Source organism: Arthrobacter sp. 1088 (assembly GCF_031455315.1).
GTDB lineage: Bacteria > Actinomycetota > Actinomycetes > Actinomycetales > Micrococcaceae > Arthrobacter.
Map to the genome: position 1 here is coordinate 212,526 of NZ_JAVDSM010000003.1, position 16,720 is coordinate 229,245.

At 62.2% G+C, this 16,720-nt stretch carries 19 protein-coding genes; 4 read left to right on the forward strand and 15 right to left on the reverse strand.

The window, feature by feature from the left end:
- Position 1: 1 nt before the first annotated feature.
- The gene (locus tag J2Y41_RS05890) at positions 2–1,672 is read right to left on the reverse strand and encodes an ATP-binding protein (RefSeq protein WP_309927063.1); all 1,671 of its coding nucleotides are present in this window, start codon (positions 1,670–1,672) and stop codon (positions 2–4) included.
- A 100-nt stretch (positions 1,673–1,772) separates the two neighbouring features.
- Between J2Y41_RS05890 and J2Y41_RS05895 the strand changes: the two genes are divergently transcribed.
- The 4 genes from J2Y41_RS05895 to J2Y41_RS05910 all read left to right on the forward strand — a co-directional run bounded on the left by J2Y41_RS05895 (position 1,773) and on the right by J2Y41_RS05910 (position 4,288).
- Positions 1,773–2,516, forward strand: a complete 744-nt coding sequence (locus tag J2Y41_RS05895) for a response regulator transcription factor (protein ID WP_224091247.1) — start codon at positions 1,773–1,775, stop codon at positions 2,514–2,516.
- Between the two features lie 104 nt (positions 2,517–2,620).
- A complete protein-coding gene (locus tag J2Y41_RS05900) occupies positions 2,621–3,211 on the forward strand; it encodes a molybdopterin-dependent oxidoreductase (RefSeq protein WP_309927065.1) in 591 nt (196 codons plus the stop codon).
- A complete protein-coding gene (locus J2Y41_RS05905) occupies positions 3,162–3,959 on the forward strand; it encodes a ferredoxin reductase (RefSeq protein ID WP_309927067.1) in 798 nt (265 codons plus the stop codon). The genes J2Y41_RS05900 and J2Y41_RS05905 overlap by 50 nt, the downstream gene beginning before the upstream one ends.
- Complete coding sequence (locus J2Y41_RS05910) at positions 3,956–4,288, forward strand: DUF6510 family protein (RefSeq protein ID WP_309927070.1); 333 nt, start codon at positions 3,956–3,958, stop codon at positions 4,286–4,288. Before J2Y41_RS05905 ends, J2Y41_RS05910 begins: the two co-directional genes overlap by 4 nt.
- A 33-nt stretch (positions 4,289–4,321) precedes the next feature.
- On the opposite strand, the gene J2Y41_RS05915 is transcribed toward J2Y41_RS05910, so the two are convergent.
- The 14 genes from J2Y41_RS05915 to J2Y41_RS05980 all read right to left on the reverse strand — a co-directional run bounded on the left by J2Y41_RS05915 (position 4,322) and on the right by J2Y41_RS05980 (position 16,713).
- Positions 4,322–4,555 (reverse strand): hypothetical protein, encoded by a 234-nt coding sequence (locus J2Y41_RS05915; RefSeq protein ID WP_224166633.1) that lies wholly within the window; start codon positions 4,553–4,555, stop codon positions 4,322–4,324.
- A gap of 206 nt (positions 4,556–4,761) precedes the next feature.
- Positions 4,762–5,190: a hypothetical protein gene (locus J2Y41_RS05920; protein ID WP_224091255.1), complete on the reverse strand. Its 429-nt coding sequence runs from the start codon at positions 5,188–5,190 to the stop codon at positions 4,762–4,764.
- A gap of 61 nt (positions 5,191–5,251) precedes the next feature.
- Positions 5,252–6,169 (reverse strand): NADP-dependent oxidoreductase, encoded by a 918-nt coding sequence (locus J2Y41_RS05925; protein ID WP_309927074.1) that lies wholly within the window; start codon positions 6,167–6,169, stop codon positions 5,252–5,254.
- An 85-nt stretch (positions 6,170–6,254) separates the two neighbouring features.
- Positions 6,255–6,557, reverse strand: coding sequence for a ferredoxin (gene fdxA / locus J2Y41_RS05930; protein ID WP_309927077.1), 303 nt, complete (start codon positions 6,555–6,557; stop codon positions 6,255–6,257).
- 6 nt (positions 6,558–6,563) lie between these two features.
- Complete coding sequence (locus J2Y41_RS05935; protein WP_309927080.1) at positions 6,564–8,042, reverse strand: aldehyde dehydrogenase family protein; 1,479 nt, start codon at positions 8,040–8,042, stop codon at positions 6,564–6,566.
- A 29-nt stretch (positions 8,043–8,071) separates the two neighbouring features.
- Positions 8,072–8,884 (reverse strand): SDR family oxidoreductase, encoded by an 813-nt coding sequence (locus J2Y41_RS05940; protein WP_309927082.1) that lies wholly within the window; start codon positions 8,882–8,884, stop codon positions 8,072–8,074.
- On the reverse strand, positions 8,884–9,849 hold the full coding sequence (locus J2Y41_RS05945) for a dihydrodipicolinate synthase family protein (RefSeq protein WP_309927084.1): 966 nt from the start codon (positions 9,847–9,849) through the stop codon (positions 8,884–8,886). Before J2Y41_RS05945 ends, J2Y41_RS05940 begins: the two co-directional genes overlap by 1 nt.
- Before the next feature lie 38 nt (positions 9,850–9,887).
- The gene (locus J2Y41_RS05950; RefSeq protein WP_309927088.1) at positions 9,888–10,694 is read right to left on the reverse strand and encodes an enoyl-CoA hydratase-related protein; all 807 of its coding nucleotides are present in this window, start codon (positions 10,692–10,694) and stop codon (positions 9,888–9,890) included.
- The gene (locus J2Y41_RS05955; protein WP_309927091.1) at positions 10,691–11,944 is read right to left on the reverse strand and encodes a CoA transferase; all 1,254 of its coding nucleotides are present in this window, start codon (positions 11,942–11,944) and stop codon (positions 10,691–10,693) included. Before J2Y41_RS05955 ends, J2Y41_RS05950 begins: the two co-directional genes overlap by 4 nt.
- Complete coding sequence (locus J2Y41_RS05960) at positions 11,941–13,305, reverse strand: FAD-dependent oxidoreductase (RefSeq protein WP_224166641.1); 1,365 nt, start codon at positions 13,303–13,305, stop codon at positions 11,941–11,943. Before J2Y41_RS05960 ends, J2Y41_RS05955 begins: the two co-directional genes overlap by 4 nt.
- A 10-nt stretch (positions 13,306–13,315) precedes the next feature.
- Positions 13,316–14,647: an MFS transporter gene (locus J2Y41_RS05965; protein WP_309927095.1), complete on the reverse strand. Its 1,332-nt coding sequence runs from the start codon at positions 14,645–14,647 to the stop codon at positions 13,316–13,318.
- A 163-nt stretch (positions 14,648–14,810) separates the two neighbouring features.
- Entirely contained in the window at positions 14,811–15,410 is a 600-nt protein-coding gene (locus J2Y41_RS05970; RefSeq protein ID WP_309927097.1) for an XRE family transcriptional regulator, read from the reverse strand.
- 89 nt (positions 15,411–15,499) lie between these two features.
- On the reverse strand, positions 15,500–15,880 hold the full coding sequence (locus tag J2Y41_RS05975; RefSeq protein WP_224091274.1) for an Hpt domain-containing protein: 381 nt from the start codon (positions 15,878–15,880) through the stop codon (positions 15,500–15,502).
- 332 nt (positions 15,881–16,212) lie between these two features.
- Complete coding sequence (locus tag J2Y41_RS05980) at positions 16,213–16,713, reverse strand: very short patch repair endonuclease (RefSeq protein ID WP_309927101.1); 501 nt, start codon at positions 16,711–16,713, stop codon at positions 16,213–16,215.
- Positions 16,714–16,720 lie beyond the last annotated feature (7 nt).

A 16,720-nucleotide genomic window follows, 5' to 3' on the forward strand; every position in this document is an offset into this window, starting at 1 on the left:
CTCAGGCGGGCATCTTCACGAGGAAGGTTGTGCCCCGGCCCGGTTCGCTTTCCAGCGTGATGGTTCCGCCGTGCGCTTCAACGATCGCCTTGCTGATGGGCAGTCCAAGCCCGACGCCGGGAATGGTGCTGTTGCGTACGCCGCCGGCCCGGAAGAACTTGGTAAAGGCCTCGGACTGCTCTTCTTCCGTCATGCCCATGCCGGTATCGGAGACGCGGCAGAACACAAAATCCTGGTCCTCCCACGCGGCAACTTCCACGTCTGCGCCTTTGGGGGAGTACTTGATGGCGTTTGATACCAGGTTGTCCAGGACCTGGGCTATTCGTGAGGAGTCCACGTGGGCTTCCAAGGACTCAGGGACATCCATGGACAACCGGATGCCCGCTTTGGCTGCCCGGGGACCGGCTGAGCTCACGCTTCCCCGGACCAGCTCAGCCACGTCCACCGTGTGCGGCTGAATGACCATTTGGCCCGAACGCACTGCCAACAAATCCGATACCAGGGTCAGCAGCCGTTCGGCGTTCCTTCGAACGATGTCGAGTTGCCTCCGGGACGAGGGATCCAGGGAACGGGGATCATCCAGCAGGAGCTCCACGTAACCAAGGATGGACGTCAGCGGCGTACGGAATTCATGGGAGACGTTGGCGACGAAGTCGTCCTTGGCGGCCAGGGCATTGACCAGATCAGTGACGTCGCTGAAGACAACAACCGAGCCGGCGAAGTTCCCGTCGTCGTCAACCATGGGGCGGGCGCTTGTGGTGAAGGCACGCTGGTCTGCTCCGGAACCAAGCCACACGAGTTGATCCGTGAACCTTTCCCCCAGGACCGCGCGTCGGACTGGACGGCGGTCAGTGGGCAGCGGCGTGGTCCTGTCCTGGTCGAAGACGAGCAGTTCGGATTCGTTCGGATCGTCATTGCCTGGAGGAGTTGCCAGCGAGTGGGTCTGGCGCTGGCGGCGGTTCATGAGGACGTCATGACCTTCGCCGTCCACTGCCACCACGCCCAGCGGCAAGGCTTCCATGACCGTGTTGAGGAGCCGCTCCTGTTTGGTGGTGACGTCCAGGGCTTTCTTTAGTTCCTCATCCTTCTGCTCCAAGGCCCGCTGCTGGCGCACCATGCTCAGGGTCAACACGCTCACGGACACGCCGATGCCAAGAATCAGGATCGGGAAGAGCAGGGGTTTGGTGAGGTCCTGCTCAGTGAAGGATCCCTTGACGAACAAGGGGGCCCACACGATGCAGAGCGGACCCACGAATGACAAGGCAATCGCCAGCCTTGGATACAGGCCGGACGCACACAGCCAAATGACGGGCAGGACCACCAGGACACTGAGCCCCGTGAGCGCTTCCTGCCCGCCTTCCCTGCCGAAGGAAATCGACACCATATCCAGGATCGGTATCACCAGGAAGCTGGGGAACGGCAGCCGGTGCCACGGCACGATGACGCACATCGCCAACAGGAATGCCTGGCTAAGCAGGAAGAGGAGGAACAGGGGATTCTCGAGGGTGGCGGGGAAAAACAGCCACACCAGAATCGCCGAAATGCACACACAGACGGACAGCGGCAACTGGCTGAGAACCACCCTCATTCGCAGGGTGTGTTCGTGGAAAGAGCGCCGGAAAACCAGGAGGTTTTTCTTCTCGCCAAGATCCCAGGTGCTTGGGCGGGTCACGGCGCAACCACCTGGAATGGAGAAGAAAGTCGGTTCATGAGATCAGCCTAACCATAATGGTTATACTTCGAAGGGTTATCGAAGGGGCTGAGGGGCAGCGATGAGTGAAGTACGTGTGGGGCTGGTCATTGAAGATGACCAGGATATTCGCGAATTGGTGCGTGTGGTCCTTTCCCAAGCGGGATTTGATGTCCATGTTGCATCCACTGGATCCGCGGGCGTCACGTCAGCCCGCGAACTGAATCCAGACGTCATAACCCTGGACCTGGGGCTGCCCGACATCGATGGTTTCGAGGTGGCACGCCAGATCCGGAAGTCCTCGGACGCCTACATCATCATGCTTACTGCCCGTGCGGAGGAACTGGACACCCTCATGGGCCTTGAGGCCGGCGGTGACGATTACCTCACCAAGCCCTTCCGTCCCCGCGAACTTCGCGCACGTGTCGAGGCCATGATGCGGAGGCCCCGCGCGTCGTCGGAGTCCAAAGCCGCCGCGGAAGCAACAGACCCCGAAATGACCCACAACGGCCTTGCAGTTTCGGCCGGCTCCCGGACGGCAGTCCTGCACGGCAAGGAACTGAGGCTGACACGCACCGAGTTCGACCTCCTGCTGGCCCTCCTCGAAACCGGCCGGATTGTGCGGACAAAAGCAGATCTGGCGCGGCGCCTTCGCAACGAACCCTACGACGTCGGCAGTTATGTCAGCGACGCCGACGAGCGCGCCGTTGAGGTACACATGGGCAACCTGCGCAAAAAACTTGGCGACAGCATCCAGAATCCGCGCTGGCTCGAGACCGTGCGCGGCGTTGGATACCGGCTGGCGCCGCTGGCACAGGGCAACTAAGGATCCCTGCCCACCCTGTGCCGCTGGACCGCGCCCGGAGGTTGCCCTATGGTTGGGGCATCAACGGTCGTTGGCCGGTGGAGCTCCATCGCGGAGGGTGCATCATGGGTATTATTTCTTCCGGTTTCCGTGGGCGACGGTCCGAGAACCCTGCGTTGCCTCCGGGACAGCATGAAACGCAGGACTTTCCTGTTCTGACCGCTGGACCCGCCCCGCTCATTCCCGTTGAGGAATGGGAGTTCTTCATTACTGCGGAGGATGGCCAGCGGCTGGCGTGGTCCTGGGATGAGTTCATGGCCTTGCCGCAGGAGGAAGTCACCGAAGACATTCACTGCGTCACCAGTTGGTCAAAATTGGGAACGGTGTGGCGTGGAGTTTCAGTGGACACGCTTTTTGAAAACGTGGAGACCACCCGTGACTTCGCCACTGCCCATTCCTTCGGCGGCTATACAACCAATGTTCCGCTGTGGGACCTCCTGGGCGGTAAGGCCTGGGTGGTTTGGGAGTTCGATCACGAACCACTTGAACGGGCGCATGGCGGTCCGGCGCGGCTTTTGGTGCCGCACTTGTATTTCTGGAAAAGCGCCAAGTGGATTCATGGTCTGGAACTGACCGAGGAAGACGTTCCCGGCTTCTGGGAGTCGAATGGGTACCATCTTCACGGCAATCCGTGGAGCGAGGAGCGGTACTCGTGAGGCCTTTGCTGTGAGTTCTGTATGGCGGGTCGCTGAAGTGGTGGGCGGGGAACCGGAAAACGCCACTGCCCGGACCATTAGGCTGCGCGTGGATGGGTTGATGGGATATCTGGCCGGCCAACACATTGATATCCGCCTCACCGCCGAGGACGGGTATACGGCCATCCGGTCTTACTCGGTGGCATCGGCAAGTGCCGACGAGCATCTGGAAATCACCGTTGACGAACTGCCCGACGGCGAAGTGTCGCCTTACCTTGTCCGGGACCTGGCGGTCGGAGACCGGTTGGAAATCCGGGGACCGGTGGGTGGCTGGTTTGTCTGGCGGCAGGGCAACGCGAACCCGGTGCAGCTGATCGGGGGAGGGTCGGGTGTGGTGCCGCTGATGTCGATGATCCGTGCCCATCAGGCATCCGACAGCGAAGCCCCTTTCCGGTTGCTCTATTCCCTCAAGGCTCCGGAAGCTGCGCTCTACCGTGACGAGCTGCATCGTTTGGATCGGGAATCAGCCAAGCTGATGGTCGATTATGTCTACACGCGTTCGACGCCGGAGGGCTGGCCGGCAGCGCCAGGCCGCCTTACCTCCGAGAGCCTTTTGGGCAAGATCTTCCCAACAGAGGAGAAACCGGATGTTTTTGTTTGCGGCCAGACAGTCTTTGTGGAGACCGTTTCGGACTGGCTTGTAATGGCCGGTTATCGGCCGGAGTCGATCAAGACCGAGCGGTTTGGCGGGACGGGAGGTATCCGGTGAACAGCGCCGATGACTTCCCCGTCCCCGGGTCCGAAGACCCGGACATTGCAGCAGGATCCCATGACCCCATTCCGTATGTGGACGGCAACGCCGCTGCCGGCGCCCTGTCCGAAGTCTTCCGGATCGACATCATCGCGGCGCTCGGGCGCTGCAGGCATTGCGGTTCCGTCAGGGCTTTTGGCGAGGCCATGGTCTTCACCGACGCGCCCGGCATCGTGGTCCGGTGCCGCGACTGCCAGGGCGTCCTGCTGCGATTGGTCCAGACACCAACGCGTTATTGGCTGGATCTGAGCGGCCTCAGCTACTTGGAGATCGACCGCGAAGAATAAGGGTTGCCCAATCCCGAAGACGTGGACTTGGGCCTATTTCCCGGGCGTGACGGTTGAGGTCCAGTAGGCGTTCATTGCCTGTACGGCTTCTTCCTTACTCATGGTGGCAACAGTCGCCTCAGGGATCTTGGCTGTCTTGGTCAGGAGTATGACAAGCTCGAGAGGCAAGGCCGTAGTCGGCGCTTCGGGTAGGCCGCGGTCTGGCAGATCACCTTCCTTCACGCACCCCCAGAACTCGTCCGGGGTGACGTCCAGTTGATTCTTCAAAATTTCACCCCAGAGGGAAGGACCATAAGCGGTCCGGTCCACTGGCCGTGAGATGCGAGTCCGAAGAATTCTCCCGTCATGTAAGGCGAGCTCATAGGTGGCGTGGTGACGGACCTTCTGGCCCTTGGCGTTGAGCACAGGTTGCCATTCCTCCGTCCTGCAGAAAGTCTCGTGATCATCTCGGGTGCCTGGGGGATATTTTTGGCTCACTTCTTGCTACCGGTCAGCCATGCGGCCAGTTCCTCATCAGTGGAGGAGTCAATCAGTTGTACTAAAGCCCAGTTGCCTCGATGGTTTGATGCCATGCGGAGGTGGTCCTCCCAGTCTTCAGCGTATTCACGAAGAGCGTCGATCAGATCAATGGTCGCTTCTTCCAACGTCGTCCCCTCGGCTGCCAGGGGCAAGCCGGGCAGGAACATGGCCCATGCCCCGTCCTCGTTGACGACCTGCGCTTTTGCCGGAAGGTTATTCACTAAGAATTCCTTGAACAAGCTGGTGTTCACGACAGAGGCGGAGCTCTCTCCACGCTCAATGATGGACAGGCCGCCGCGATCGCTAGTATCCAAAATTGTCTTGAAGGACTTGCGGGCGCCGGCGAAACCGAAAGTCCGCCGCTCGTGTGTAGGAGTGCTCATACATACAACGATGAGCCATGTACATGATGTACGTCAACTCTAAACGTCTGGATCGTGTCCCCTACCGACGCATCTGGATGATCGTCTTCCCATTCCGGCGTGCGGCCGGATTAAGGGCATTGATCGCGTCGTCGAATTCCCCGATGTTTCCGATGTTTGTCCGAAGCCGTCCGTCTCGGATTCGCTGGACGATCTCACCCAGTTGGGCACGATCCGACTCGACAACGAAATCCACTGCCAGACCATCTTTAGGGCGTGCTTCAACCGGCCCGGTGATGCTCACCAGCGTTCCGCCGGGCCGGATCAGGGCCGCTGACTGCTTCTGGATATCGCCACCGATCACATCGAATACCAGGTCAACCGCGCTGATATCCTGCAAGGTGTCGTTGGCGAGATCGATGAACTCGTGCGCTCCAAAGTCGAGGGCCTTCTGCCGATCGGCAGTTCGTCCGGTGCCGATGACGTAGGCGCCCGCTTCACGTGCCAGCTGTGTCACCATCGTTCCGACTGCCCCAGCGGCGCCGTGCACGAGCAGGCTCTGCCCCGACTGGATGCGGCCATGGATAAACAAGCCCTGCCAGGCGGTCAGACCAGAGATGGGCAGGCTCGCGCCAACTGTGAAGGGGACGTCGCCCGGCAGCGGCGCAAGGTTACGTGCTTCCATCGCCACGTACTCCGCCAGGGTCCCATCCCGGTGCCAGTCCGCAAGGCCAAACACGCGTTGACCCACAGTCAATCCTGTCGTCCCATAACCGAGCGAGGTTACGACCCCGGCCACTTCGTGCCCAATGATGGAGGGTGTCCGGTCCCGGCCGGCTCTATCAGTCCAGGTCGAGGGCCACTCCACCTCGGTTGGGACGAATCCCGAGGCATGAATCTCAACAATGACATCATTTATGGCTGCCGCCGGCTGCGGCCGTTCGGCCATTCTCAGCCCGGCCATTCCGGCAGACTGATCCGACACAATAACTGCTTTCATCAAAAGCTCCTGTCCTCGATCCTGGCCAACACCGCGGATTCACATTTAACAGCGCCGTACAACCCGGCACCACAACCGGCGCCGCCTAACTGCCCACCCGCAACGGCTCCGCCATCACCACAGGATGATCGCGGCCCCCGTCCTCGCGGAAATCGGCCTCGAAGAACTCCGCGTTCGCCCTGACGTAATCCGCCCATTCGTCAGGGACATCCTCCGTATAGTAGATCGCTTCCACGGGGCACACAGGATCGCATGCCCCGCAGTCAACGCACTCGGACGGGTGGATGTGGAGCGAGCGTTCACCTTCGTAGATACAATCCACCGGGCACTCGTCAATGCACGCCTTGTCCTTCACATCCACGCAGGGCTGTGCGATCACGTAGCTCATGGCGCACTAAATACCGGTGTAGACGGTCTTGCCCCAGGTGTAGAAGTCCAGGGCGGACCTGCCTTGCTCGCGGAAGGTGTTGGTGGAGGAATCCTTCACGCCGCCGAAGGGAACGTTCAGGTCCAGCCCGGCAGTTGGGCGGTTGATCTTCACTACACCTGCCTGCGCGCGGGCTGCGAAGTCCGTGGCGAGGGCCAGGGAGTCGGTGCAGATGCCGGCGGTGAGCCCGTAGCGGGAGTCATTGATGGCTGCGAGGCCGGTTTCATAGTCTGCCACTTCGAGAACGGTCACCACTGGCCCGAAAATCTCTTCGGTTACGGCTGCGTCGTCGAACGGCAGTCCGGTGAGAATCGCCGCCGGGAAGAACAGCGCGCCGGTGGGGTCGCCGTCGTACTGTCCGTGCAGGAGTGTGGCCCCGCGTTCGACGGCGGTACGCACCGCTGCCTGGTCCTGCTCGTATTGCTGCCTGCTCACTACGGCACCCATCCGGACCTCGCTATCAAGCCCGTCACCGGTGGTGTAGGCGGCGGCCTCCCGAACCAAGGCGTCCAGGAAGGCGGAGCGGATGCCCGGTGTCACGTAGACGCGGGAGGTTGCTGTGCACGCCTGGCCGGTGAGGCCGAATGCACCGGCGGCGACTACCTGCGCAGCTTTGCGGGGGTCGGCGTCATCCAGCACCAGAACACCGTTCTTGCCGCCCATCTCGAGTTGGACCCGGGCGCGCCGGGCATTGAGGATCTCCTGCAGCCCAAGGCCAACATTGGTGGAGCCGGTGAAGGACAAACCGGCGATGCGGGGATCGCGGGCCAGGGCGTCACCCACCACGCGGCCCTTGCCGTGCACCACGTTGAACACCCCGGCGGGTAGCCCGGCGTCCTGCAGTGCACGTGCCAGGTGGGTGGTGGACAACGGAGTGAGCTCGGCCGGTTTGATCACCACGGCGTTGCCGCTGATCAGGGCAGGCGCGGTTTTCCATGCAGGAATGGCGATGGGGAAGTTCCACGGGGTAATGAGTCCCACCACGCCCAACGGTTCCCGACGCGTTGTGATGGTGGTGTCCGGCAGGCCGCTCGGCAGGACTTCGCCCGTTGCCGCCCAGCCCAGCGAACCGAAGAAGCGCAGCACGTCCGAGGCGCGCCTGACCTCCCCCTTTGCCTCCGCGAGTGTTTTTCCTTCCTCACGGACAAGGTCCTCGGCGATTGCGTGTTGGCGCTCGTTGAGCAGGTTTCCGGCCGCGATGAGGATGGCGCCACGGGCTGGTGCGGGCAGGGCCGCCCATGACGGCTGGGCTGCGGCGGCCGCGGTGATAGCGGCGTCCACGTCCTCGACGGTGCCGCTGGGTGACAGCGCTGCGAGTTCGCCTGGCCGGGCCGGATTCATTCGCTGCGTGTCCGCGTCTCCGAGCCACTGGCCATTGATGAGGTGCTGGGCGGCAACCGTCTGTGGGTCGGTGATCGCCTGGGGGTCAACTGCTGTGGAAGTCATGATGTTCCTTAGGATTTCGGGAGGGGAGGCTAGAGGCTGCGGATCAGTCCGCCGTCGCACCTGAGCGCGACTCCGGTGATGTACGACGCCGGCGCGCTGCACAGGAAGGCGGCAGCGGCACCGAACTCCGCAGGTTCTCCATAGCGTCGGGCGGGGATGGTCTTGCGGGATTCGAGCTGGATGTCTTCCAATGTGGTCCCGCGTCGCTTGGCGGCGGCGTGGTCAAGTTGTGTGACCCTGTCCGTGGCGATGCGTCCCGGCAGGAGCAGGTTCACTGTGACCTCGTCCAGGGCAACTTCGGCAGCGAGGGTCTTGAGGTAGCCAGCCAGGGCAGCACGTCCGGTGTTGGAGACCGCGAGGTTGGGAAGCGGGGCTGTCACGCCGCTGGACCCGATAGCCAGGATTCGGCCCCACCGCCGTTCCCGCATCCCGGGAAGCACGTGGGAAACCAAAGCGTGCTGCGGTTTGACCAGGAGATCAAACGCCGCCGCAATGTCATCCGAGCTCAGCGTGGCTGCGGCACCGGGTTTGGGGCCAGGGCCGTTGAGGACGAGGATGTCGATGGGTCCCAGGTTCGCGACCGTCTGTTCGACTGCCGATTCGATGCCCTCGGGCGTTGTGAGGTCCGCTTCGATCGCCACGGCGTCGAAACCGCTCGTTCCAAATGAGCCGGTTCCGTACGCGGCCTGCAGTTCCGCGACGATCTCCTTTGCACGGTCCCGACGGCGGCCCACGATGGCAACGCGAACGCCTTCGGCAGCCAGGGCACGCGCTACAGCCAGGCCCAGCCCACCCGTGGAGGCGGCAACCAAAGCGGTCTTGCCCGCGATTCCCAGATCCATCACAGGCTCCTTGCAAGAGTCGTGTCATTTTCAAGGGCTGACGCTGCCTCGCGAAGATGTGTGCCCATACTCCCGCGCAGGGCTTCGGGGAAGCCCGCTGCAGGGGCGCGAACGCCCGGGTCCTTGATGAGTCCCCGTTCGCGCAGGCACTCCTTGCGAATAGCCAGCGCCACCTTCGCCTGCTGCTCAAAGTTGATCAGCGGCAGGTAAGGGAGCAGTTCGCGCCGTGCTGCTTCATAGCCGTCCTGCTGCCATGCCCGCACGCAAGCTATGAGGGCTTCAGGGTAGGAGAAACCAGTCATTGCGCCTGCTGCGCCGGCCATCAGTTCATCCAGCAGTCCCTGTCCGCCGAGGCCACCAAAGACTGAAACCCCGACGCCGGCACTCAGCTCCGCGATCGCGACGCTGGTGGGAGGTGCTTCGGCCTTGACGGCTATGACGAAATCACAAGAGGTCACCACCTGGATCAGAGCGGCCGTGGGGATGCTGACACCACTTGCCAACGGATAATCCTGAAGGACAACCTTGGCGCCAGTAGCCCTGTGGGTGGCATCCAAGTGCGCAATCACTGTCTCCGGCCTGGCCGAGTTAGCCTGCACCATCACAGCTGCCAGGCGTTTTCCGGCAACATCCTGGGCAGCCCGGACTTCCTCAATGGCAGTCCGGGTGGCCAAGGCGGTCACGCCCACCACCAGCGGCAGCGCGGTGCATTCGACGACGGTCTCCAGTACTTCCCGGCGTTCCCCCGCCGTCAGTGCGGCTGCTTCGCCGAAGACTCCCAGTACGGTGAGTCCCGTGGCACCGATGGCCTCGTAATGCTCCACGAGCTCGGACAAACTGTCCAGGTCAACGTCCAGCGTGCTGCCCTGGAATGGCGTGGCAACAACGCCCCAAACGCCTGGAGACAAAGATTCAGGGTGCTGCATTGGGTGTTCCCGGGATTCGAGCGCAGCTGATGGCTGCATCGGTATCTCCTTATCTTCGTTCGAAGTGATGACTGGCATTAGCGGCCCGGCCAGACGGGTGCGCGCTTTTCCTGGAACGCGCGCACTCCCTCGGCGGAGTCTTCGCTGTCCAGCGCCGCCATGAGAGCGGGCAGGCGCAGGCCGCGGGCTTCCTTGGCCGTCAGGTGGGAAGTCTGGGTGACCATTTGCTTCACGGCCCGGACTGAGGTGGGGGCGCACGCAAGGATCTGGTCCACCCAGCGCTGCACCGCGGCGTCGAGCTCTTCTGCAGGAACTACTTCGTTGACCAGCCCCATGGACTGCATCTCGGCAGCGTCTGCCTTTCGGCCCGTCAGGAGCATTCCCATGGCCTGGGTATACGGGATCCGCCGCACCAACTGGTGGATGCCGCCGTCGAGCGCCAATCGCCCAACCCGAGGTTCCGTCAAGCCGAACTTCGCGGTGTCGGCTGCCACCACGATGTCGGCGCCCAGCACAATTTCCATGCCCCCGCCCAGGGCGTAACCGTTGACCCGGGCGATGACGGGGATATCCAAGGTGGTGCGCAGGCTCAGGCCGCCGAAGCCGTTGGGGTCCAGTCCGGCCCAATACTCCAGGCCGGTCTTGTCCACGGCCGAGGTTGACATGTCAGCACCAACGCAGAAGGCGCGGGACCCGGCACCGGTAACAACAACTGCACGCACTGAAGGATCGTTCTCCAGCTGGGCCCAGATCTCGTTGAGGCGTGCATGCGTGGTGGCGTCCACGGCGTTGAGGACGTGCTGACGGTCGATAACAACCGTGGCCACGTGGTTCTGGATGGTCAGGGTGACGGTATCCACCGGAGCTTCAACCACAGCGGTCATCGCAGGACTCCCAACTGCTGCAGGCGCTCGATCGTCTCTTGATCGAAGCCGTTCTCCAGCAGGACCTCTACGTTGTGCTCGCCCAAACGTGGTGCGGCACGGCGAATAGTGGGAGGGGTGGCGGAAAGCCGGATGGGGGCATTCAGCATCCGCACCGTGCCCACAGAGGGGTGTTCGGCTTCCACGACCATCCCATTGGCCTCGGTTTGTGCATCGGCCAACGCCTGTTCCAGGGTGTGCACCGGAGCATTCAGCAGCCCCTGTTCCTCAAGCCGGTGTGTCCAATACTCAGTGGTATTGGTGGCGATGCGCTCGCGGAAGATGGCCTGCAATGCCGGCTTGTTCTTGAATTGCTGCTCAAGGTTGGAGAATTCGGGCCGCTGTGTGAGGTCCTCGTTCAGGCCAAGTGCTTCAGAAATCCTGGCCAGGGGATCGGGCGTGAAACCACCCACCATGCACACGGCCCCGTCAGTGGTTTCGAAGACACCGCTCAGCGGCATGGCACCCCAGTTGACCTCGTAGCCGCGGTTAAGCTGCATGCACGCTTCCTGCATCTGCAGATGCAGCATCGAGTCGTACATGGTCACCTCCACCTTCTGGCCCACCCCCGATGCCTCGCGTGTGCGCAGTGCCAGAAGGATGCCCTGCATGAGGTGCATGCCGGTGATGTAGTCGCACAGGGTGGTGGGATAGATGGAGGGCTTGGTGTCATCGGATTCCCTGCGCCACATCACTCCGGAATACGCCTGCGCGATGGCGTCCTGGCCGCCCTTGTGGGAGTAGGGCCCCTCGGGGCCGAAGCCCGTGCCCGAGGCCCAGATGATTCCCGGGTTCGCAGCTTTCAGCTCCTTGTAGCCGAAGCCCATCCGTTCCATGACTCCGGAGCGGAAGTTGCTGACCACCACGTCCGCATCAGCCATGAGCCGGTGCAGCACCTCGCGCCCTTCCTCAGTGCGGGTATCCACGGAGACGCTGCGCTTGTTCCGGTTGATGGACAGGAAGATCGGGTTGTCCTGGCCGTCCTGGTCCGGGAAGGAATTTCGGGAAATGTCGCCTGCGCCGGGACGTTCCACCTTGATGATGTCCGCACCGTAATCGCCCAGCAGCTGGGTGCAGGACGGGCCCATGAACACCTGTGTGAAGTCCACGATTTTGATGCCGTCCAGCGGAAGCGGCGTGTGTAACGGAGCCCCGGCGGCGAGTGCCGCCGTCGTGCTTTCCGCTGTCTGTTCCAGAATCACGGTGCTCATGCCGGCACCGCTGCTGTTGCGTCGACGGTAGCGTTCGACGACGGGACGTCGCCTGGGTCAGCACCATGCCGGCGCATGCCCTGCTGGATATCCAGCGCGGAGACGTCGCGGACCAACACGTTGTTTTCCACGGCGAGGGCCGCTGCAACGCCGACGGCCTGTCCCATTGCCATACAGGGCGGGATCTCGCGCGACATTTTCTGTGCCTCAGGGGTGGCGGAGTAGTGGCGGCCGGCCACCAGCAGCTGGTCCACTTCCTTGGGGAGCAGCGAGCGGTACGGGTAGTAGTAGTCACGGCCGCGGGCAACGGTGTCCGCGAAGTGGCGGCGCTGGGTGACGTCGTCCTTGGTCATGACGTACTCGCCCTGCAGGAGCCGGGTCTGGCGGACACCCATTTGGGAGGCGACATCCAGCATGTAGCAGTTTTCGAAGCCGGGCAGGTTCGCACGGACGTACTCCACGGCCTCGGAGATCCGGTCCCGGGCTGCGAACTCCGCGGCAGTCATGTCGGCGGGATCGACGCCGTCGAAACCGGACATGTGCGGGGCGTTGCACCAGACCACGCCGTCGATGGGTGTCTTGAGCCACCACAGTTCCCAGGCGCCGCCGAGGAGGCGCTTGATCTTACGGTTGATGGCCCGGGCTTCCTTGGGGTTGGCCTGTTCGAAGGCTTCGGCCGCGTTCGTATCCACGTTGCCCAAACGGAAGACCAGCGTGGTGAGGTAGTTGTCCTTGGCATAGCTGGCGCCGGCGCGGGAGGCGACGTCGATGTCGCCGGTGGTGTCGATCACGACGTCGGCCATGAAGGCCTGCGGACCGAGTTTCGTTTCGCAGATGACGCCCTTGATCACGCCGTTGTCCACGATGGGACGGGAGAACCAGGAGTGCAGTCGGAGGTCCACGCCGGCCTCGCGGACGAGGTCGTTGGAGACGCGCTTCCAGCCGTCGGGATCGAAAGCGGCGGCATAGCAGATGGGCTTCGGGTTGGTGTGGGAGTGGAAGTCGAAGGTGCCGTAGCGGCCCCACTTGTTCCAGAGTTCCTCGGAGGTCTTGCGGTCATCGGCGGGCGGGACGATCGCCAAGCCCAGCTTCTGGAGGCGCTCCACGTATTCGGAGACGATGCCGGTGACGGTGATTTCCTGGCCGTTGATCATGTCATCGAGCACCAGGACCATGCCGCCGGAAGCGAGTCCGCCCAAGGACGAGTAGCGTTCCAGGAGCGTGACCTTTGCGCCGGAGCGAGCCGCGGTGACTGCGGCCGCCACGCCTGCAGGACCACCACCGACTACCAGGACGTCGGACCGTGAGATGACCGGGGCGGTGAGGTCCGCCGTCGTAGTGCTGAGTTCAAGCGAGTTCATGATGAAGTCCTTACTTTCCGACGAAGAGGCCGTTGGAGCGGCGTGCGGCGAGGTAGAAAACGATGCTGAGGATGGAGAGGACGGCCACGTAGACCGGGAAGACCCAGGTGAGGTTCAGGGATTGGAACCAGACCAGAAGGTAGGAGGCAGTGCCGCCGAAGAGGGCGACGCCGATGCCGTAGCCCAGCGCAACGCCGGTGCCGCGGATGTTCTTGGGCATCAGGGACGAGCTGACCACGTTGTACAGGGTCATGTTCAGGACCAGGACGATCGAGCCACCCAGGAGGACCGCTGCGAATCCGCCAATGCCCGGCTGGACGTACATCAGCATGAGGAACACGGACGGGATGGCGAGGATGCGGGTCACCAGGAACCAGCGGGACATTGCTTTGCCGTCGGCCAGCTTGCCGATGACCCAACTGCCCACTACGAGGATGACGGCCAGGATGGTGGTGAGGGCGAAGACCGCGGTGGGATTTTCCTTGAAACCGCTGCGGGCTGCGGTGGGAAGGCCAACGTTCCAGGCGTAGTTGTAGGCCTGTGCGGCACCCACCACGAAGATGATGGCAAGGACGGAGAGCCAGTGCTTACGGACTCCGGACCACACGGCACGCGGCGTGTTCGTGGCCATTTCCTCGGCCTTGAGCGTCTCCGGCAGGGAGCGGCGAAGGTAGAGGACCACAAAACCGAAGGCTGCGCCGATGATGAACGGTACGCGCCAGCCCCAATCCGCCATGGCTGCGCCGCCGAGGACAAGGCTGCAGAGGAAACTCACCAGCGAGGCCAGGAGGATGCCGATGTTCACGTAGAAGGACATGATGCCGGCTACGTAGCCTTCGCGGCCTTCCGGAGCGAGCTCCACAGCGTGGGAGGTGGAGAGTGGGGCTTCGATTCCTGTGGAGATACCCTGCAGGATGCGGCACACCAGTAGGATGATGCCGGCCCAGGCGCCAATGGTGGCGTAGTTGGGCGTGATGGCAATGATCAGCGTGGTGCCGGCCATGAGCATGATGGACAACAGCATGACCCGACGCCGGCCGATCCGGTCTGCGAGCGTCCCCAGCAGTATGCCGCCTAGAGGGCGGAAGGCGAACCCGACGGCGAACACGGCCAATGCATTCAGGGTGGCGGAGAGTGGCTCTGTGTTGGGGAAGAAGTTCGGGCCGATGAAGGCTGACAGGAGGCCGAAGACCATCCAGTCGTACCATTCAAGGGCGTTGCCGAGGCCCAGCCCCAACAGTCCCTTGCGGACCTGCGGAGTGAACTTTGGGTTCTTTGTGGGGGAGGAGTGGCTGGTGCTTGGTGACGGGACGGCGTTGTCCGTCGTTTGGGTGTTGAGCATGGAAGTGTCCTTACGCTGACGCCCCGGAGGGCGTGGGAGGGTATGACGCAGGAACGCCTGTTGGAGGAAGCGCTTCGTGCGAAAGTGGCAAGGATTGTCTGCGGCCACGGTTCGTGTCCGGACAGTTAAGGGAAAACGCTGGCGCCGTTAAGGGGCGGCAGTGTTACCACGCGTGTGGTGCGTTGACCCAGATGGCTACGCATACCTCTTCGTAGCTGTTTTTGTACCAGTGGGGGATTTCTGAGGAGTAGGTGATCGAGTCGCCCTCTTCCAGGCTGTAGCAGACGCCGTCCAGATAGACGTCCTTACGGCCGGAAATGATGTAGCAGAACTCTTCACCACTGTGGGTAAAAGGGGTGGCGCTGGTGTCATGCCCTGGGGGCGTGCTGATCCACTGCGCTTCAATGCTTCCGTCGCGGTTGGGAGTCAGCAATTCATGTACAGCTTCGCCCACGGATTCACGGGTGACGTTCTTGAGGTTGCGTCGCTCGGATCTGCGGACCACAGGTGAGGTGGATTGGTCCTGGCCAATGAAGAATCTCCCTACAGGGATGTCCAGGCCGTGGGCCAATTGGGCGAGGGTGGTGAAGGAAGGGTTGGCCATTCCGCGTTCGATTTGGCTGACGATCGCCTGGCTGAGGCCGGTGATGTCCGAGAGCTGGGCGAGGGTCATGCCCTTTGCCTTGCGCATGGTGCGCACCTTGTTCCCCACAGTTGCCAGCAGTTCGCTGGTGGCTGGCGGTGCAGGAGTCTCGGTAATCATTGCCGCATCCTTCGTTGGTGAGCTAACTCACACAACTATAGTGAAGATTTTTAGCGAGTCAATGGTTTTCTTTATTTTCGTGAAGATCTTTACGAGATCGAGGGTTGCAGTTCGCAAATCGTACCGAACACGAAGGCCTCGATCGTCTGCACTTGCTCCCTCAGTTCCTGAAGGTGACCGGCGTTGGGGAGGAGCCTGATGCTGATTTCCAACTCCGTGGCCAAGCGGCGCATGCAGATGGCCCCCACCATGTGGCTTGAAGTCTTCAGGCTCAGTACCGCGTCCATGGCGTCTTCAATGTCCAGGTTGTTCAGTGCGTGATGCAGGCGGCCAACCCGCCACGGCAGGAGATCGATGTAGTTACGGACGAACCTGGTGACGATGGACCGGTCTCCGCCAAGCTCTGCCTGGAGTTCGGTGAGGACGGTGGGATCAACCAGTGAGTCTGTGCACTCGTCATACTCAGACACCAAACCCCTCCCGCCTCCGAACAATAGATGCACGATTCAACAGTAGGTCCCGGGGAACTATCGAAATGCCCGAAAGCGAAAGCTTGATCCAATCTTGAGCGGACTCAGAGGGAGTCTTGATCGAAGTCGCTGAAAGTAAGTAAAGGAAATGGAGTAATCGCCGAAGTGGGGGATCAAGGCGTGGGTAAAGGATTGGAAATCAGCATGAACGGTGATGTTCGGCCCTCAGCGGGGCTCATGGTCATCATCGTGTTGTGCCTGACGGTGCTGCTGGGTATTGGTGGAACGTCGGCGTATGCGTTGTGGGAGCAAGGTTCACACAACAGCGCTGATCAATCGGACTCCGCTGGGTCCGCCGGGCATGCCGGGCCGAAGGCGCCATAGGGCGAATGGCCCTCCAACGGCCCCTCCAGGAACCCCGTCAGCCGTTCTTCGAGGACTGAGCGGTCCCGCAACTCGCACTCCCACACCGTCAGCACGTCCCAGCCGGCAGCGCGCAGCTGTTCCCTCTGTATCTGATCGCGTTCACGGGTCCGCGTGCGCTTGGTTTCCCAGAAGGCCGCATTGGCAGTGGGGGAGTGCAGGCCAGCCCTGCAATCATGGAAGTGCCAGAAACAGCCGTTGACGAAAATGACCTTACGACGGCCGGAGAACACCAGATCCGGCCGACCCGGCAGCTTGGTCCCGCCGGCTTGCCCATGCAACCGGTAGCGGTACCCCTTGGCATGCAGGAGTTTGCGGACCAGTAACTCGGGCTTGGTGTTTTTGCCCCTGATCCTGGACATGTTTCGGCTACGCTGCTCCGGCGTCAGCAAGTCCCGGCTCTCGCCCATACAGTCC